This is a genomic window from Arthrobacter sp. KNU-44 (genome assembly GCF_051843155.1).
Classification (GTDB): domain Bacteria; phylum Actinomycetota; class Actinomycetes; order Actinomycetales; family Micrococcaceae; genus Arthrobacter.
The window spans coordinates 1,154,961-1,170,319 of sequence record NZ_JBPXNG010000002.1 but is presented as its reverse complement, the minus strand read 5'-3'; the positions used below and the strand labels follow the sequence as shown (position 1 = coordinate 1,170,319).

General features: G+C 64.5%; 12 protein-coding genes. 9 read left to right on the top strand and 3 right to left on the bottom strand.

The features are described from left to right. Nucleotides 1–30 precede the first annotated feature (30 nt). Both ACSVHC_RS06165 and wsfD read left to right on the top strand, forming a co-directional pair. Nucleotides 31–759 (top strand): septum formation family protein, encoded by a 729-nt coding sequence (locus tag ACSVHC_RS06165; protein WP_439180664.1) that lies wholly within the window; start codon nucleotides 31–33, stop codon nucleotides 757–759. Further along, nucleotides 752–2,389 (top strand): glycan biosynthesis hexose transferase WsfD, encoded by a 1,638-nt coding sequence (gene wsfD / locus ACSVHC_RS06160; RefSeq protein ID WP_439180663.1) that lies wholly within the window; start codon nucleotides 752–754, stop codon nucleotides 2,387–2,389. The genes ACSVHC_RS06165 and wsfD overlap by 8 nt, the downstream gene beginning before the upstream one ends. Here wsfD and ACSVHC_RS06155 read toward each other — a convergent pair. Genes ACSVHC_RS06155 through ACSVHC_RS06145 form a run of 3 tightly spaced genes read right to left on the bottom strand, consistent with a single transcriptional unit; the run spans nucleotide 2,386 to nucleotide 5,368 of the window. Next, on the bottom strand, nucleotides 2,386–3,042 hold the full coding sequence (locus tag ACSVHC_RS06155; RefSeq protein WP_437772611.1) for a hypothetical protein: 657 nt from the start codon (nucleotides 3,040–3,042) through the stop codon (nucleotides 2,386–2,388). The genes wsfD and ACSVHC_RS06155 overlap by 4 nt on opposite strands. Beyond that, on the bottom strand, nucleotides 3,030–4,175 hold the full coding sequence (locus ACSVHC_RS06150) for a hypothetical protein (protein WP_437772612.1): 1,146 nt from the start codon (nucleotides 4,173–4,175) through the stop codon (nucleotides 3,030–3,032). The genes ACSVHC_RS06155 and ACSVHC_RS06150 overlap by 13 nt, the downstream gene beginning before the upstream one ends. Nucleotides 4,176–4,186: 11 nt before the next feature. After that, nucleotides 4,187–5,368, bottom strand: a complete 1,182-nt coding sequence (locus ACSVHC_RS06145; protein WP_437772613.1) for a sensor histidine kinase — start codon at nucleotides 5,366–5,368, stop codon at nucleotides 4,187–4,189. Nucleotides 5,369–5,541: 173 nt separating this feature from the next. Between ACSVHC_RS06145 and pcrA the strand changes: the two genes are divergently transcribed. From pcrA to iolD, 7 genes are all read left to right on the top strand, one after another. Beyond that, nucleotides 5,542–8,103 (top strand): DNA helicase PcrA, encoded by a 2,562-nt coding sequence (gene pcrA / locus ACSVHC_RS06140; RefSeq protein WP_437772614.1) that lies wholly within the window; start codon nucleotides 5,542–5,544, stop codon nucleotides 8,101–8,103. 284 nt (nucleotides 8,104–8,387) lie between these two features. Continuing rightward, nucleotides 8,388–9,557: an ADP-forming succinate--CoA ligase subunit beta gene (gene sucC / locus ACSVHC_RS06135; RefSeq protein ID WP_437772615.1), complete on the top strand. Its 1,170-nt coding sequence runs from the start codon at nucleotides 8,388–8,390 to the stop codon at nucleotides 9,555–9,557. 12 nt (nucleotides 9,558–9,569) lie between these two features. Next, a complete protein-coding gene (gene sucD / locus ACSVHC_RS06130) occupies nucleotides 9,570–10,472 on the top strand; it encodes a succinate--CoA ligase subunit alpha (RefSeq protein WP_241708187.1) in 903 nt (300 codons plus the stop codon). Between the two features lie 310 nt (nucleotides 10,473–10,782). Beyond that, nucleotides 10,783–11,187, top strand: coding sequence for a tautomerase family protein (locus tag ACSVHC_RS06125; RefSeq protein ID WP_437772616.1), 405 nt, complete (start codon nucleotides 10,783–10,785; stop codon nucleotides 11,185–11,187). A gap of 210 nt (nucleotides 11,188–11,397) precedes the next feature. Continuing rightward, on the top strand, nucleotides 11,398–12,429 hold the full coding sequence (gene iolC, locus ACSVHC_RS06120; RefSeq protein WP_437772617.1) for a 5-dehydro-2-deoxygluconokinase: 1,032 nt from the start codon (nucleotides 11,398–11,400) through the stop codon (nucleotides 12,427–12,429). Continuing rightward, nucleotides 12,426–13,355: a Cgl0159 family (beta/alpha)8-fold protein gene (locus ACSVHC_RS06115; RefSeq protein ID WP_345452331.1), complete on the top strand. Its 930-nt coding sequence runs from the start codon at nucleotides 12,426–12,428 to the stop codon at nucleotides 13,353–13,355. The genes iolC and ACSVHC_RS06115 overlap by 4 nt, the downstream gene beginning before the upstream one ends. A 20-nt stretch (nucleotides 13,356–13,375) precedes the next feature. Continuing rightward, nucleotides 13,376–15,304 carry a 3D-(3,5/4)-trihydroxycyclohexane-1,2-dione acylhydrolase (decyclizing) gene (gene iolD / locus ACSVHC_RS06110; protein WP_437773963.1) on the top strand — a complete coding sequence of 643 codons (1,929 nt, stop codon included), beginning with the start codon at nucleotides 13,376–13,378 and terminating at the stop codon, nucleotides 15,302–15,304. Nucleotides 15,305–15,359: the final 55 nt, after the last annotated feature.

Sequence of the window (15,359 nt, the reverse complement as noted above, 5' to 3'; positions counted from 1 at the left end):
GCAACCCGGCAGTGGGCGAGTGCCACCTGATTGTGTCGCCGGAACAATTCGACGCCGTCAGCGAACCAAGCCCACCGGTCTCCTGTACGGAGGCGCACACCGCCCAGACCTACAAGGTCACGCAGGTTCCGGCTCCCTTGTCAGGGTCAGGAAACAAGGCCGGGACGGCAGGAACTCAAGGTACTCACCCAGCGCTTGTGCGACGTTGCCTCACTGCGGACGTATCTTGGAGCCCGTGAACGTGATGGCACAACAGGCCTAGCCATCGCCGCGTACGCCCCGAGCCGTGACGACTGGGAACGTGGCGCCCGGGCCGTGCGTTGCGACGTGCTCCTGGCCGCGAACGACGGCACTCCCCGGACCACCACCGCGGATTTCAAGGGCATGCTGGCGGGCCCCGAGTCGGCCGCCCTGCGGCTCTGCTATCGACAGGAACTCGCGGAAGGCCAATTGAGCGACGACGGCGTCGATATTCCATGTATCGAACCCCACACCGCAGAGGACATCAGTGCCTGGTTCAATCTGGACGGCAGTGTGGCCACCCCTGCCGCGCGAAACGCGCGGTGCCTGCCTTATGCCTTGCAGTTCCTCGGCGTTGACGCGCTCCCGGCCGGAATCCTGCTGCGTCCGATCATCCGGACGGTGAACGGCGCGTACACAGTGCGGTGCGCGGTCGCGCCCCTGCAGTCCAATTTGCAGTCCAGTCCAGGCACCATTACCGGCACGCTCGCGCCGGCGGGAGGGCCGAAGCATGGTTGACGCAAGGCCGGATGCCGAGAAATCCGAGCCGTCCACGAGGTTCGGCCCGGAACCGCTCCGCCGGAGGAGCGGGGCCGCCGGCCCGCTGCGCTCCGGGGCCGGTTACCTGGCCAGGACGTTCGGCCCGGGTGAGGTGGGGCTGCGTGAGGTGAGGCAAGGCGCGCCGGGGTCGCTCCGCTTGCGCGCTGTTGCCGGGTTGTCCGGCACGCTTGCCTCGCTCGTCATGATCCTCCGCTTGTTCATGCCCCAAACCGTTGGCATGGCCGACCAAGGGACCGGTCAACAACTGCTTTGCTCTCTGGGCGTCCGGAACCTCAGACCCTGGGGCTATGCCGACTTCACGAATTTCATCCAACCGAGCTGGGTGCCGCATCAGTACTACGGTGAGGCTTGCGGCTTCACTGGATCCGGAGAGCCCGTCTATTCCTCGCAATTGCTGCTTTTGTGGCTCGGTAAGTGGCTCACGCCGGTGTTTGCTTGGGGATCCGGCCTCGATACGCGCGCGGTGGGGATTGTGTGCTGTGTTGCCTTCGGCGCCCTCATCGCCGGACTCGTGGCGGCGTTGCCGGGGCGGATGCCGTTCCGGTTGCTGGTCGCTGCGCTCGTCACGCTGGTGACGGTGGACGGAGTCTTCGCGGATTTCTTCGTGTCGCCCTACAGCGAACCCGCTGCGTTCCTGGGCACGCTTGCCTTGGCGGTGGCGCTGCTGCGCTACTGGAACGGCGGAAGGCCGCGGTGGGCATCGGTGCTCATGGTGGTCCTCGCAGCCGCATTCACGGTCTCGGCCATGCCGCAAATGGTCTCGTGGTTGCCCGTGGTTGCCTTGGCGCTCCTGTGGTTGCCTGCCGCGCGCACTCGACGGCCGGCAACTCCCGCGCATCGTCGGTGGCAGGCATTCGTGATGCCCTCGGCGGCCGTGGTTGCCATTGCGGGGGTTACCGTAGCGTTCGTCTCAGTCGAACCCAAGCGTGCTACCGAACTGAATCTCTACAACACCGTCTTCGCGTCGATCCTGCCCAACAGCCCGGATCCCGTCGCGGATTTGAAGTGGCTGGGGCTGGACCGGAGTTTCATGACGGCCGCGGGCAGCACGATGGACTCCGTCAATTCAGCGGTGTACAACCCGAATTACCCGCAGTTCGGGGAACAGATCAATCGTGGCAAGATCGTCGCGTTCTTTGCCACCCACCCGGAACGGCTGATCGGCCTCGGGGAGCGGGGAATCAGCGCCCTGCTCACGCCCGAGCTCAGTGATGGGGGATCCTACATGGCGGCTTCGGGCCAAGGTCCCGGCGTCAAAGAACGCCGGGTGCCCGTTGTCCTGGGCCTGTACACGGCGATGAAAGCAGCGCCGGTTGCGTTACTTGGCCTCCACCTGTTGACCATGCTCTTGGGCTTCGCCGTTGCCGCTCGACGGGAGTCGGCAATAGGACGCCTTGCCGTGGTGATGGTCCTCGGCTGCTGGTCGCAGTTCTGGGTCGTCCTGATTTTGGAGGGGCAGGCGGAGATCCACGGCCGGATGATTGTTGCCGGGTTCATGTCGGCATTGTGCGTTCCGCTCTTGGTGGCCCTGGTGAGCATTCTTGGGTCGAAATCGACGAAGCCAGGCTCGCAGCCGGCCGTCGTCTAGCTCAACCAGCCGTCTTTTCGAAGCTGTTCCTGGAGGCTGATGATGTTTCCCACGGTGAAGCCTGCGGCTGCATAGCGCTGCCGGACCCGGTGCAGGTGGGACTTGACCGTCTGCTCGCTGATCGCCAAAAGATCCGCCACCTCCCTGATGCTTCGAGGCGTGGGTCCAAGGTACAGCTCCACAAGCCGCCGTTCCCTGACGGACAACTCGACTCTCGTACTGGCTGTTGACTCAAGCATGCCCTTGATATCCGGATGAAGGTATCGCCGGCCGGATGCCGCCGCGCGGATCGCGGCCGCGGTGTGGCCCGGGTCGGCGGACTTGGGCACAATGGCCAGTGCGCCGGCGTCGAGGGCTGAGCTGATGGCCATTGCAGGCTGCTGGTCCGCCAGCAGGACCACCTGCATCCCCGACGCCCTGAGCGAGGAGACAATACCGGCAAGATGAGGGGCTTCTCGCCTTTGCAGTTCACCGACGACGGCGACATCCGCCTTGGCGGCCCCGTCACCTTGGGGCACGCGGCCTTCCAGAGGCCAGGAAGAGGCCCCGGCCAGGACGCGGATTTCCGGAGCGTACACGAGAAGCCACTGCGACAAGGAGTCGACCAAAAGCCGGTGGTTGTCGATGAGCAGAACGCGGGTCAACGTCGCCACCCGGCTGTCTCAACCACGATGCTGCAGCCTTCCCGGTCATTGTGCGCTTTGCCCCGGCCCAGCGAATCCAGCTCGGTCCACAAAAGAGGTGAGAGATGGTTCTTGCGGACTCCGCCAATGCGCCATGTCAGGCGTGTACCGTCCTGGCCGGACTTCTCGGCAAAGAAGTGGATCCGGTGGGCAGCCCTTGGCCGCGGAGTGGCGTCGCCCCGGTGTGCGCCACGCAGCGTTGCGCCCATTGCCATCAGCATGGTGGCAGCCAGGATGGCCGGGCGTGAGCTCTCCGGCAACTCTTCCACCAAGTCAGTGGGCTGGGCAACAATGACATTGTGGCCAAGGCCCTCGAGCTCCAGGGCCTCAGCAAGCCAATTGTCGGACCATTCCTCCAGTAGCAACTGGCGCAAATGACCCGCAAGCTCCCTCGCTTCGCGGGCCGTCGCTGGGTCCAGAGGCAGCGAGGGGGCATGCGCCACCTTGGCAAACAATTTATCGATCTGGGTCTTGGTGACCGCCAGTTCGAGTTCCCGTACGGACGTTTTGGCGTGGATTGCCTGCGTCAGGGCGTCGAGCCGCCCGCTCAGTCCGCTCGCGCCCTTCCGCTGGAGGGCGTCCCTGCGCAGTAGCACGCTCAAAGTTCCAACCGCACCGGGAAGGAGCGAAAGGAACAGGACGTTCGACGTCGTCCGGGGGTCGGCTCCCGGGGTGACGGCGTAGAGGGCGGTGTTGACTGCCGCAATGGCGAGCGTGAGGGTGACGAATCCACGAAGGTTCCAAAGGTGGGACACCAGGAGGACTGCGACTGCGGAGAGCAGTGCATTCGCTCCGATCAGGGCGAGCCCCGTTTCCTGCTCGATAGCCAATGCGGCGCAGCAAGCCGAAGCAACGGCCAGGACCAGCCACGTGGCCCGCAGATTGGCCAGCCGGCCCCGTGGAGTAGCGGCGTCGGAGGCCTGGAGGGCAACGACGACCTCCAACAAGTCGAGGCCTGTAGCCAGGACGTGCCAGGGGGCAGCGCCCGCATTGTTGCCGGCTTCAAAAGCGAGATAGAAATTGAGGATCCACAGCACGAAGCAGGCTGTCGCCAGAATTCCACGCGACACGAAGAGGGGTCCCTCCACGCTCGTCCGCGACATAGCCGGCATGGTCATGCGGCCACGGCTTCGAGCAGGATCGTGGTTCCTTGTCCAGGCGTGGAAAAGACCCGCGCACGTCCCCCGGCGTCACGCATCCGGGCGAGGACGGATTCCTTCACGCCCAGCCTGTCGGTCGGGAGCGTCGAAGGGTCAAATCCACAACCGGAATCGCTGACGACCACTGAAACTTGGCCCGAGATCCGGGATAACAGGACATCCACATGTCCTGCGCCGGCGTGCCTGTCGGCGTTCAGGATGCATTCATCCACTGCCGCCAGCAAGGCAGCCTGGACAGGAGCAGCCAGCGCTCCGGTCGTCCCGTGGATCTCGACGCTGAAGCCGTCCCGTGCCCGTATCTCGGCGATTCGCCGCAACCGAACCGCGAGCTCGCCGGGTTCCGGGGTCTCGGACGGCGTCGAAGCGCCAAGGCCGACGTCGGTCGCTCCTGGCGGCGGTGGTCCCGGCCGGGCCACCGCCCCCGAGGAGGTGACGGCGTCGAGCATTTCTCCTAGTTGCTTCGAGGAGAGACCGGCGCCTTGGCGGCCGATCACGGTGAGGGTGCGCAAGGTGGTGTCGTGCAAATGCCTCGTGTTCCAGGCCACGTAGCTACGCCGGTTCTGTGCCACGATGTGGGCTGCCACGGATTCCTGGCGCACGGCGAAATCTCCCCAATACAGGGCCAAAGCCCGTGGTCCGCCAAGCCGCATCGCCAAGGTGATGATCCAGGTCGCCGCGAGTATGAAAGCGCTCGCCGGATGGACGCCCACCGCCGAAGCGGAGATCACCGTGTACCCCAGGACGAGAAGGAACGCCGTGAATGTGAACAGCCTTGAGCGCCAGGTTTTGCGCATCGAGAGGACGAGGACGGAACTTGCCGAGAGGACCAGTGTGTAGGGGAGGAAAGCGGGATTGAACTCGTCGCGTTGTTCGGAGCCCAACAATTCCGCGAGCAGGATGAGCCCGAACAGAACCGCCAGGCGGTGGGGCCATGCATCCGAGTGGAGCATCAGTGCGAAACAGGCGAGGACCGCCGCAAGGACAAGGTACGCGCCGACGAATTCCCACGGTTGGAGCGGCTTGGCGGCAGCCAGGAACAGGCTTGAGGCAATGGTGATGCCCGACCCCAGAAGGGTTCCGTATTTCGACACCACACCGGGGCGGCGCGTAGTCCAAACCCCTCGTTTTCCCCGCATGCCGTTCCTTTGGATGTGTCCCAGAGCCAGCGAACTTGTAGCTCCTAAGAAGCATAATTGGGAGAGCACTTCGGAGCCTCGGTATTTCCCGACTGAGCCGGTATTTGACGGACATCGAGGAAGATCATGCGGGTCCTCCGGGGTCAGAGCCACCGCCTAGACTGGTAAACACCATGGATATGTTGTTTGACCCGTACGCGGATGGCCCCTTCAAAGCTGCAAGCCGAGCTGCCACCAAGGCCGCTCCGGCCATGCTTTCACGCGCCGGAAGCGGCCCTGCACAGAGTGGAAGTGCGCCGGGCGGCTCTGCGCCTAGGGACTCTGCGTCCGGTGGCGGTGTGTCTTGGGGTGGCGCGCCCGGCGGTGGGCACGACGGGGGCCACGCGGGCTTGCCGTCTGCGGAGGCATTGCTCGAAGGGTTGAACCCCCAGCAGGAGGAAGCCGTCAAACATGCCGGCAGCCCTTTGCTGATCGTCGCCGGTGCAGGGTCAGGCAAGACCCGCGTGCTGTCGAACCGCATTGCGTACCTGATAGCCACCAGGCGGGCGCACCACGGCGAGATCCTCGCCATTACCTTCACCAACAAGGCGGCCGCGGAAATGCGGGAGCGCATCGAAGCGCTGGTGGGTGCCCGCGCCAAGTCGATGTGGATCTCCACGTTCCACTCCTCCTGTGTGCGCATCCTGCGCCGCGAAGCCGCCAACGTGGGACTGAACTCCAACTTCTCCATCTACGACTCCGCGGACTCCCTGCGGCTCATCACCCTCGTAGCGAAGAACCTGGACCTTGACCCCAAGAAGTTCGCCCCCAAGGCCATTCAGCACAAGATCTCGGCCCTCAAGAACGAGCTCATCGACGACGACGCGTTCGCCTCCAGTGCCAATTACAACGAACCCTTCGAACAGGCCGTGGCCGAGGTCTTCAAGGGCTACACGCAGCGCTTGCGCCAGGCCAATGCCATGGACTTCGACGACCTCATCGCGCAGACCGTTTACATGTTCCGGGCCTTCCCTGCCCTCGCGGAGTCGTACAGACGTCGGTTCCGCCATGTACTCGTGGACGAATACCAGGACACCAACCACGCCCAGTACGCATTGGTCCGCGAAATCGTCGGCGAGGGTCCGCAGGCGAGCGAGCTGACCGTCGTCGGCGACTCCGACCAATCCATCTACGCCTTCCGCGGTGCGGACATCCGCAACATCGTCGAATTCGAGAAGGACTACCCGGAAGCCCGCACCATCAAGTTGGAGCAGAACTACCGCTCCACCCAGAACATCCTGAGCGCGGCGAACTCCGTTATTTCGCGCAACCCCAACCGCCCGGACAAGAAACTCTGGACGGCCGAAGGCGACGGCGAGAAGATCATCGGCTATGTGGGGGAGAACGAGCACGACGAAGCCCAGTTCATCGCCAAGGAGATCGACCGGCTCCAGGACGAGGAGGGCTTGCGTCCTGGCGACGTCGCCATTTTCTACCGCACCAACGCCCAGTCACGCTCCATTGAAGACGTCCTCGTCCGGGTTGGCCTGCCGTACAAAGTGGTGGGCGGTACCCGGTTCTACGAACGCAAGGAAATCAAGGACGCCCTCGCGTACCTTCGCGTCCTGGTGAACCCCGACGACGACGTCAATTTGCGTCGCGTCCTCAACGAACCCAAGCGTGGAATCGGCGATCGTGCCGAAGGTGCCGTGGCGGCGCTCGCCGAACGCGAACGCACGTCGTTCATGACCGCGGCACGCAAGGCGGACCAGGCTCCCGGCATGGCCACCCGCTCCGTGAACGCGGTCCTGGGCTTCGTGAAACTTCTGGATGACCTGGCCGAAGTGGCCTCGGGTTCCGGGGCCGCGGCAGCTTTGGAAGCTGTCCTGGAACAGACCGGTTACCTGGCCGGGCTCCGCGCCAGCACCGATCCGCAAGACGAATCCCGCGTGGAAAACCTCGCCGAATTGGTGGCGGTGGTCCGGGAATACGAGCGCGACAACCCAGAAGGCTCGCTGGGCGAATTCCTCGAGCAAGTCTCCCTCGTAGCCGACGCCGACCAGATCCCGGACGCTCCGGAGGGATCTTCCGAGGATGCGGCCGCGGCCGTGGCCGAGGCCAAGCGGATGGGAGTGGTCACGCTCATGACCCTCCACACGGCCAAGGGCCTGGAATTCCCCGTCGTCTTCCTCACCGGCATGGAACACGGGCTGTTCCCGCACCAGCGGTCCGCAACGGATCCGAAGGAACTGGCGGAGGAGCGTCGCCTGGCCTATGTGGGCCTCACCCGTGCACGGAAGCGCCTTTACGTGACCCGTTCGGAGGTCCGCAGCATGTGGGGCCAGAGCCAATACAACCCCGCCAGCCAATTCCTGGAGGAGATCCCCACCGGTCTCGTGGAGTGGAAGCGCGAAGGGACCTCCCGCCAAGTAAGCGGCTGGGGTAACGCGCCCATCGGCTCCGGGCGTTACGGCGGCTCCTTCTGGGGCGCCGGAACGTCGCGCGGCGCTGCCGCCAGCGGCACGGCGGGCTTCAACGCCGACGTGCCGGCCGCCGTCGTACGCAACCGTGTCCAGCCGCAAAAGGAAGTGGTCGCCGTCGTCGTGGGGGACAAAGTGAACCACACGAGCTTCGGCAACGGCACCGTGATCGGCATCGAAGGCGCCGGTGACAAGACCGTGGCAAAGGTGAAGTTCGACGTCGGCGAGAAACGGCTGCTGCTGCGTTACGCGCCGCTGACCAAACTGGATTCCTAGCGGCTCCCGTCGTCCTGCCGTCCTGGCATTATGGTGGCTGGACGCGCCGGAAAACCGCGTCATATAGCGGTTTTTCTACGGTCGATAGAAGTGTGTGCTTACTCACTTAACAGGTACTGTAGAACCGGCTGGCCTCCCCGGGGGGCTAAAGTTCGAGAGGAACTTGCGCAATGTGACCGGCTGCTAGATGGCCGTTCGATGCGCACCTATCCGCAGCCGGTTTTCGCGGTCACCGTGGTTTCCGGCTGTACAGAAACTACTTCGACGTAGAAGGACACTAAACCGTGGACCTGTTTGAATATCAGGCGCGCGATATGTTCGAAGCGCACGGTGTACCCGTGCTCGCCGGCATCGTGGCGCACACTCCTGAAGAAGCAAAGGCTGCTGCCGAGAACATCGGCGGCGTGACCGTCGTCAAGGCGCAGGTAAAGGTCGGTGGCCGTGGCAAGGCCGGCGGTGTCAAGGTCGCAAAGTCCGCTGACGAAGCGCTTGAGCACGCCACCAACATCCTTGGCATGGACATCAAGGGCCACACCGTCAACAAGGTCATGATCGCCCAGGGCGCCGACATTGCTGAGGAATACTACTTCTCCGTCCTGCTGGACCGGGCCAACCGCAACTACCTGGCCATGTGCTCGGTTGAAGGCGGCATGGAAATCGAGCAGCTTGCCGTTGAGCGCCCCGAGGCACTCGCCAAGGTCGCCATCGATCCCGCCGTCGGAATCGACCAGGCCAAGGCCGACGAAATCGTTGCCGCTGCTGGTTTCTCCGAGGAACTGCGCGGCAAGGTTGCTTCCGTCATCCTGAAGCTCTGGGACGTCTTCAAGAAGGAAGACGCAACCCTTGTTGAGGTCAACCCGTTGGTCAAGACCGGCGCCGGCGACATCGTTGCCCTTGACGGCAAGGTCTCGCTGGACGAGAACGCCGGCTTCCGCCACCCCAAGCACGCACACCTTGAGGACAAGGACGCAGCTGACCCGCTCGAGGCCAAGGCCAAGGCGCAGGACCTCAACTACGTGAAGCTTGACGGCTCGGTTGGCATCATCGGCAACGGCGCCGGTCTTGTGATGTCCACCCTCGACGTCGTTGCTTACGCAGGCGAAAACCACGGCAACGTCAAGCCGGCCAACTTCCTGGACATCGGCGGTGGAGCCTCCGCTGAGGTCATGGCCGCTGGCTTGGACGTCATCCTCGGTGACGAGCAGGTCAAGAGCGTTTTCGTGAACGTCTTCGGTGGCATCACTGCGTGTGACGCTGTGGCAAAGGGCATCGTCGGTGCACTGGCCGAGCTTGGTGTCCATGCCAACAAGCCGCTGGTTGTCCGCCTCGACGGCAACAACGTCGAAGAGGGCCGCCGCATCCTGGCCGAGGCCAACCACCCGCTGGTTACCCTGGCAGCCACCATGGACGAGGGCGCCGACAAGGCCGCCGAGCTCGCCAACGCAGCGAAGTAAAGGGACCTCACAATGTCTATTTATCTGAACAAGGACTCCAAGGTCATCGTCCAGGGCATCACCGGCGGCGAAGGCACCAAGCACACCGCCCTGATGCTCAAGGCCGGCACCAACATCGTCGGTGGCGTCAACGCCCGCAAGGCTGGCACCACGGTGCTGCACGGCGACAAGGAAATCACCGTCTTCGGCACCGTCAAGGAAGCCATAGCCGAGACCGGCGCCGACGTCTCGATCGTCTTCGTTCCGCCGGCATTCACCAAAGCCGCCGTGGTTGAAGCCATCGAAGCAGGCATCGGCCTGGTCGTTGTCATCACCGAAGGCGTGCCGGTTCAGGATTCCGCCGAGTTCTGGGCACTCGCCCAGGCCACGGTGGACGCTGACGGCAAGCAGATCACCCGCATCATCGGGCCGAACTGCCCCGGCATCATCACCCCGGGCGAAGCCCTCGTTGGTATCACCCCGGCGAACATCACGGGCAAGGGCCCCATCGGCTTGGTCTCCAAGTCTGGTACCTTGACCTACCAGATGATGTACGAACTTCGCGACCTTGGCTTCTCCACGGCCATCGGCATCGGTGGCGACCCCGTCATCGGCACCACCCACATCGACGCCCTGGCTGCGTTCGAGGCGGACCCGGAGACCAAGGCAATCGTCATGATCGGCGAAATCGGTGGCGACGCAGAAGAGCGCGCAGCCGACTTCATCAAGGCCAACGTCACCAAGCCGGTTGTCGGCTACGTTGCAGGCTTCACCGCCCCCGAGGGCAAGACCATGGGCCACGCTGGCGCCATCGTCTCCGGCTCCGCGGGTACGGCTCAGGCCAAGAAGGAAGCTCTCGAAGCTGCAGGCGTGAAGGTCGGCAAGACGCCGTCCGAGACCGCCAAGCTGCTCCGCGAGGTCTTCGCAACCCTCTAGCACCCAAAGCAGGGCCCACGACGGCGCCCGTCACCTTCCACGTGAAGGTGACGGGCGCCGTCGTTGTTTAACTGTTGAATGCCCGGGCGGCCCGTCACCGACGCTCGCTCACATCTGAAGGCTTTTGGGCCGACGCTCGCTCACATCTGAAGGCTTTTCGACCGACGCTCGCTCACATGATGTGAGCGGGCGTCGGCGGTTAAGGCCGGATATGTGAGCGGGCGTTGCAGGGGGCGTCACGGTGGGAAGAGCTTGTGGGGCGCTTCGATAGTTTGTTAGCATGTCAGGACAAACTATTAAAGGAGAGCAGATGCCCCTCGTCCGCATTGATGTCAACGAAGGCCGCACACCAGAGCAGCTCGACGACCTGAGCAGGCGGATCCACGACGCTATCCTCGCCGAGTATGGCATCCCGGAGCGCGACTACTTCCACATCATCACCGAGCATCCCGCAGGCCAGATTGTTGCGCAGGATGCCGGCCTCGGTTTCGAACGAACGTCCGGCGTGGTCATGATCCAGATATTCACCCAGGGCGGGCGGAGTCGCGAAGCCAAGCAGTCCCTGTTCGCCGCCATCGCCGCCGGGCTCGGCGAGATTGGCGTCGCCGGCGAGGATGTCTTCCTTGGGTACGTCGAAAACAGTGCCGATGACTGGTCCTTCGGCTTTGGCCGCGCCCAGTATGTCACTGGCGAGCTTGCTGTTCCTGCGCGGTAACTGAGGCGTTTTGGGGCGGATTCAAGCCCAAGTCGCCGCGTAATTTATGCCATTACGTTTCGTTGTAAATATGTCAGTACAAACCTTTGACAGGACATGAATTCTGGTGCAAAGTAGTGGTTGTGGCCCCGCTCACTGCGGGCCGGCAAAAGCACCGGAGCTCTCACCGTCCCGCAAGAAGAGTTCACTACAGAAAGGTCCGCGATCACCGTGACCCACGAACTGCTCACCATCGGGCGCATCAGCGTTGATATCTACCCGAACGACATCGGTGTGGGACTGGAGGATGTGCAGTCCTTCGGCAAGTACCTTGGCGGCTCGCCGTCCAACGTGGCCGTCGCCGCCGCCCGCCACGGCCGCCGCTCCGGCGTGATTACGCGCACCGGCGATGACCCGTTCGGCATCTACCTGCACCGCGAGCTGCGCAAGTTCAAGGTCGACGACGCGTTCGTCACCCCGGTACCCGGCCTTCAGACCCCGGCCACGTTCTGCGCGATCCAGCCTCCGCACGACTTCCCGCTGTACTTCTACGGCCGTTTCCCGACGGCACCGGACCTCCAGATCAAGGCCGAGGAACTCGACCTCGAAGCCATCAAGGACGCCGGCATCTTCTGGTCCACCGTGACCGGCCTTTGCCAGGAGCCCAGCCGCTCGGCCCACCTCGCAGCACATGAAGCCAGGCCGCGCACAGGCCTGAACGAGGGCCAGTACACCATCCTGGACCTGGATTATCGGCCTATGTTCTGGGCTTCCGAAGACGAGGCCCGGGCCGAGGTCGCCAAGATCCTGCCGCACGTCACGGTCGCCATCGGCAATGACAAGGAATGCGCCGTCGCCGTGGGTGAAGGAACCCCGGACGAGCAGGCCGACCGCCTCCTGGCCGCCGGCGTCGAGATCGCCGTGGTCAAGCTCGGCCCCGAAGGCGTCATGGCCAAGACCCGCACCGAACGCGTTGTCTCCGCTCCCGTTCCCGTGGAGACCGTCAACGGCCTGGGCGCGGGCGACTCCTTCGGCGGTGCTTTCTGCCACGGACTGTTGTCCGGCTGGCCTTTGGCCCGGATCCTGGACTATGCGAACGCGGCAGGCGCGCTCGTCGCCTCCCGCCTCTCGTGCGCCGACGCAATGCCGACGCCGGAAGAAGTCACCTCCTTGCTCGCCGAACGTGGCCGCCTGACCCCGGACGGCACAGCAGGCACCGACGCAGCTTCCCATCCAGCAGTTTCCGAAGGAGCAACACGTTGAGCTTCAATGACGACCCCCGCCGTTACGAGCACCTCAGTGCCATCCGGCTTGAAGATCCCGACGCCGTTGCCCGCGCCGCTGCCGCACGTCGCCGCCACCCGGGCCTGAAGTACGGCTCCCAGAACTTCATCGTCGCGGCCGACCACCCGGCCCGCGGCGCGCTGAGCGTCGGCGCCGACCCGGTGGCCATGGCCGACCGCCGGGAACTTTTGGACCGGCTGCAGATCGCTTTGGCGAATCCCGCCGTCGACGGTGTCCTGGCCTCGCCGGACATCATGGATGACCTGCTCCTGCTCGGGGCGCTTGAGGGCAAGCTTGTCTTCGGCTCGATGAACCGCGGCGGCCTCGCGGGGCTGGTCAACGAAATCGACGACCGTTTCACGGGCCACACCGCAGCCGCCCTGGACGCCCTCGGCGCCGACGGCGGGAAGATGCTGACCCGGATCTGCCTCGGTGACCCGGACACGGCGTCGATCCTGGAAGCGACGGCCAAGGCGGTGGACTCCCTCGCAGCGCGCAAGCTCATCGCCATGGTGGAACCGTTCCTGTCCGTCCGCGAGGCGAACGGCAAGGTCCGCAACGACCTTTCCCCGGACGCGGTCATCAAGTCGGTGGCGATTGCGCAGGGCCTGGGTTCCACAAGCGCCTACACCTGGATGAAACTCCCGGTCGTGGCCGAGATGGAACGCGTCATGGCCGCCACCACACTGCCCACGGTCCTGTTGGGCGGGGATCCGGACGCGGGCCAGGACGAGGTCTTCGCCAGCTGGCAGGCAGCGCTTGCCCTGCCGGGAGTCCAGGGATTGACTGTGGGACGGACCCTTTTGTATCCGGCCGACGGGGACGTGGCCGGGGCCGTGGCCACCGCCGCCTCGCTCTTGAAAACGCCAGCGCTGCTGAAGACACCTGCGAAAGTATCGGAGTAAGAGTAATGTCAACGCGCAGAATGACGGTCGCCCAGGCGGTTGTCGAGTTCCTGTCCAAGCAGTACACCGTGGACACAGTCGGCGGGAGCGAGTACCGGGAGCGCCTGATCCCGGGCACCTTCGGGATCTTCGGACACGGCAACGTCGCCGGCGTCGGCCAGGCCCTCAAGCAGTACCAGCAACTCGACCCGAGTATCATGCCGTACTACCAGGGCCGCAACGAGCAGGCCCAGGCGCACCAGGCTGTCGGCTACGCTCGGCACACCCGCCGTCGCCAGACCTTCGCGATCAGCACCTCGATTGGCCCGGGTTCCTCGAACCTGCTGACCGGCGCGGCGCTGGCCACCACCAACCGGCTGCCGGTGCTCTTGTTGCCGAGCGATACCTTCGCCACCCGGGCCGCGGATCCGGTGCTGCAGCAACTCGAGCTGCCCTACGCCTACGACATCACGGTCAACGACGCCTTCCGTCCGCTGTCCAAGTTCTTCGACCGGGTGTCCCGGCCCGAGCAGCTGTTCTCCGCGTTCCACCACGGCCTGCGCGTCCTGACAGACCCGGCCGAGACCGGTGCCGTGACCATTTCGCTGCCGCAGGACGTCCAGGCCGAAGCCTTGGATGTCCCGGAAGAGTTCCTCGCCGAGCGTGAATGGCGGATCCGCCGCCCCGAAGCCGACGACGACGACATCCGCCGCGCCGCCGAGGCCATCCGCGCCGCGAAACGGCCCTTGATCATCGCCGGCGGCGGCGTCCTCTACGCCTTCGCCAACGAGGAACTCGCCACGTTCGCCGAGCTCACCGGCATCCCGGTAGGTAACACCCAGGCGGGCGTCGGCGTCCTTCCGTGGGACCACAAGTTCTCGCTTGGAGCCATCGGCTCCACGGGCACGACGGCGGCGAACGCCATCGCGGCCGAGGCTGACTTGATCATCGGCATCGGTACCCGTTACGAAGACTTCACGACGGCGTCGCGCACTGCGTTCCAGAACCCCGACGTGAAGTTCGTCAACATCAACGTGGCCGCGATCGACGCGTACAAGCACGGCACCGTGCTGCCGATCGTCGCCGATGCCCGCAAGGCCCTGGTCAAGCTGAACCAGGCGCTCGGCGGCTATCGTGTCGGCGCGGACCTCGAGCAGAAGATCGCGGCCGAGAAGAAGCGCTGGAACGGCATCGTGGACGAAGCCTTCGACACCCGCCACACGCCGCTCCCGGCCCAGAACGAGATCATCGGCGCCACCAACCGGGCCATGGACGAGCAGGACGTTGTCATCTGCGCCGCCGGTTCCCTGCCCGGTGACCTGCACAAGATGTGGCGCGTCCGGGACCCCTTCGGCTACCACGTGGAATATGCCTACTCCTGCATGGGTTACGAAATCCCCGGCGGCCTGGGTGTCAAGCGTGCCGCTCTGGCCGAGGCCGCGGCGGGCGGCAAGGATCGCGACGTCGTGGTCATGGTGGGGGACGGCTCCTACCTGATGATGCACACAGAACTTGTCACCGCCGTCGCCGAACGCATCAAACTGATCGTGGTCCTCATCCAGAACCACGGCTACGCCTCGATCGGTTCGCTCTCCGAATCCCTGGGCTCGCAGCGCTTCGGCACGCAGTACCGGGTCCTGGACAAGGAACAGCACTCTTTCGATGCCGGCGAGAACCTGCCCATCGACCTGGCCCTCAACGCCGAGTCCCTCGGCGCGAAGGTGATCCGGATCGAACCCGGCGAGAAAGTCATCGCCGAACTGGAACAAGCCATCCGCGACGCGAAAGCAGCACCGGAAGAAACCGGACCGATCGTCATCCACGTCGAATCCGATCCCTTGCTTGACGCGCCGAGCTCCGAATCCTGGTGGGACGTTCCCGTCTCGCAGGTCTCCGAACTCGAATCCACCCAGCAGGCCTACCAGACGTACACCGACCACAAGAACCGCCAGCGCAAGCTGCTCGGCTAGCCCCCTCAAGCTCGCTTCAAGCCACAGACCTCTTCAAGCAACAGACAAGGAAGTC

What these genes read in the sequence shown, in the direction of transcription:
- iolD (WP_437773963.1), top strand. Translation starts at nt 13,376, where the DNA reads ATGACGGTCGCCCAGGCGGTTGTCGAGTTCCTGTCCAAGCAGTACACC.
- ACSVHC_RS06150 (WP_437772612.1), bottom strand. Translation starts at nt 4,175, where the DNA reads ATGTCGCGGACGAGCGTGGAGGGACCCCTCTTCGTGTCGCGTGGAATT.
- wsfD (WP_439180663.1), top strand. Translation starts at nt 752, where the DNA reads ATGGTTGACGCAAGGCCGGATGCCGAGAAATCCGAGCCGTCCACGAGG.
- pcrA (WP_437772614.1), top strand. Translation starts at nt 5,542, where the DNA reads ATGGATATGTTGTTTGACCCGTACGCGGATGGCCCCTTCAAAGCTGCA.
- sucD (WP_241708187.1), top strand. Translation starts at nt 9,570, where the DNA reads ATGTCTATTTATCTGAACAAGGACTCCAAGGTCATCGTCCAGGGCATC.
- ACSVHC_RS06125 (WP_437772616.1), top strand. Translation starts at nt 10,783, where the DNA reads ATGCCCCTCGTCCGCATTGATGTCAACGAAGGCCGCACACCAGAGCAG.
- ACSVHC_RS06145 (WP_437772613.1), bottom strand. Translation starts at nt 5,368, where the DNA reads ATGCGGGGAAAACGAGGGGTTTGGACTACGCGCCGCCCCGGTGTGGTG.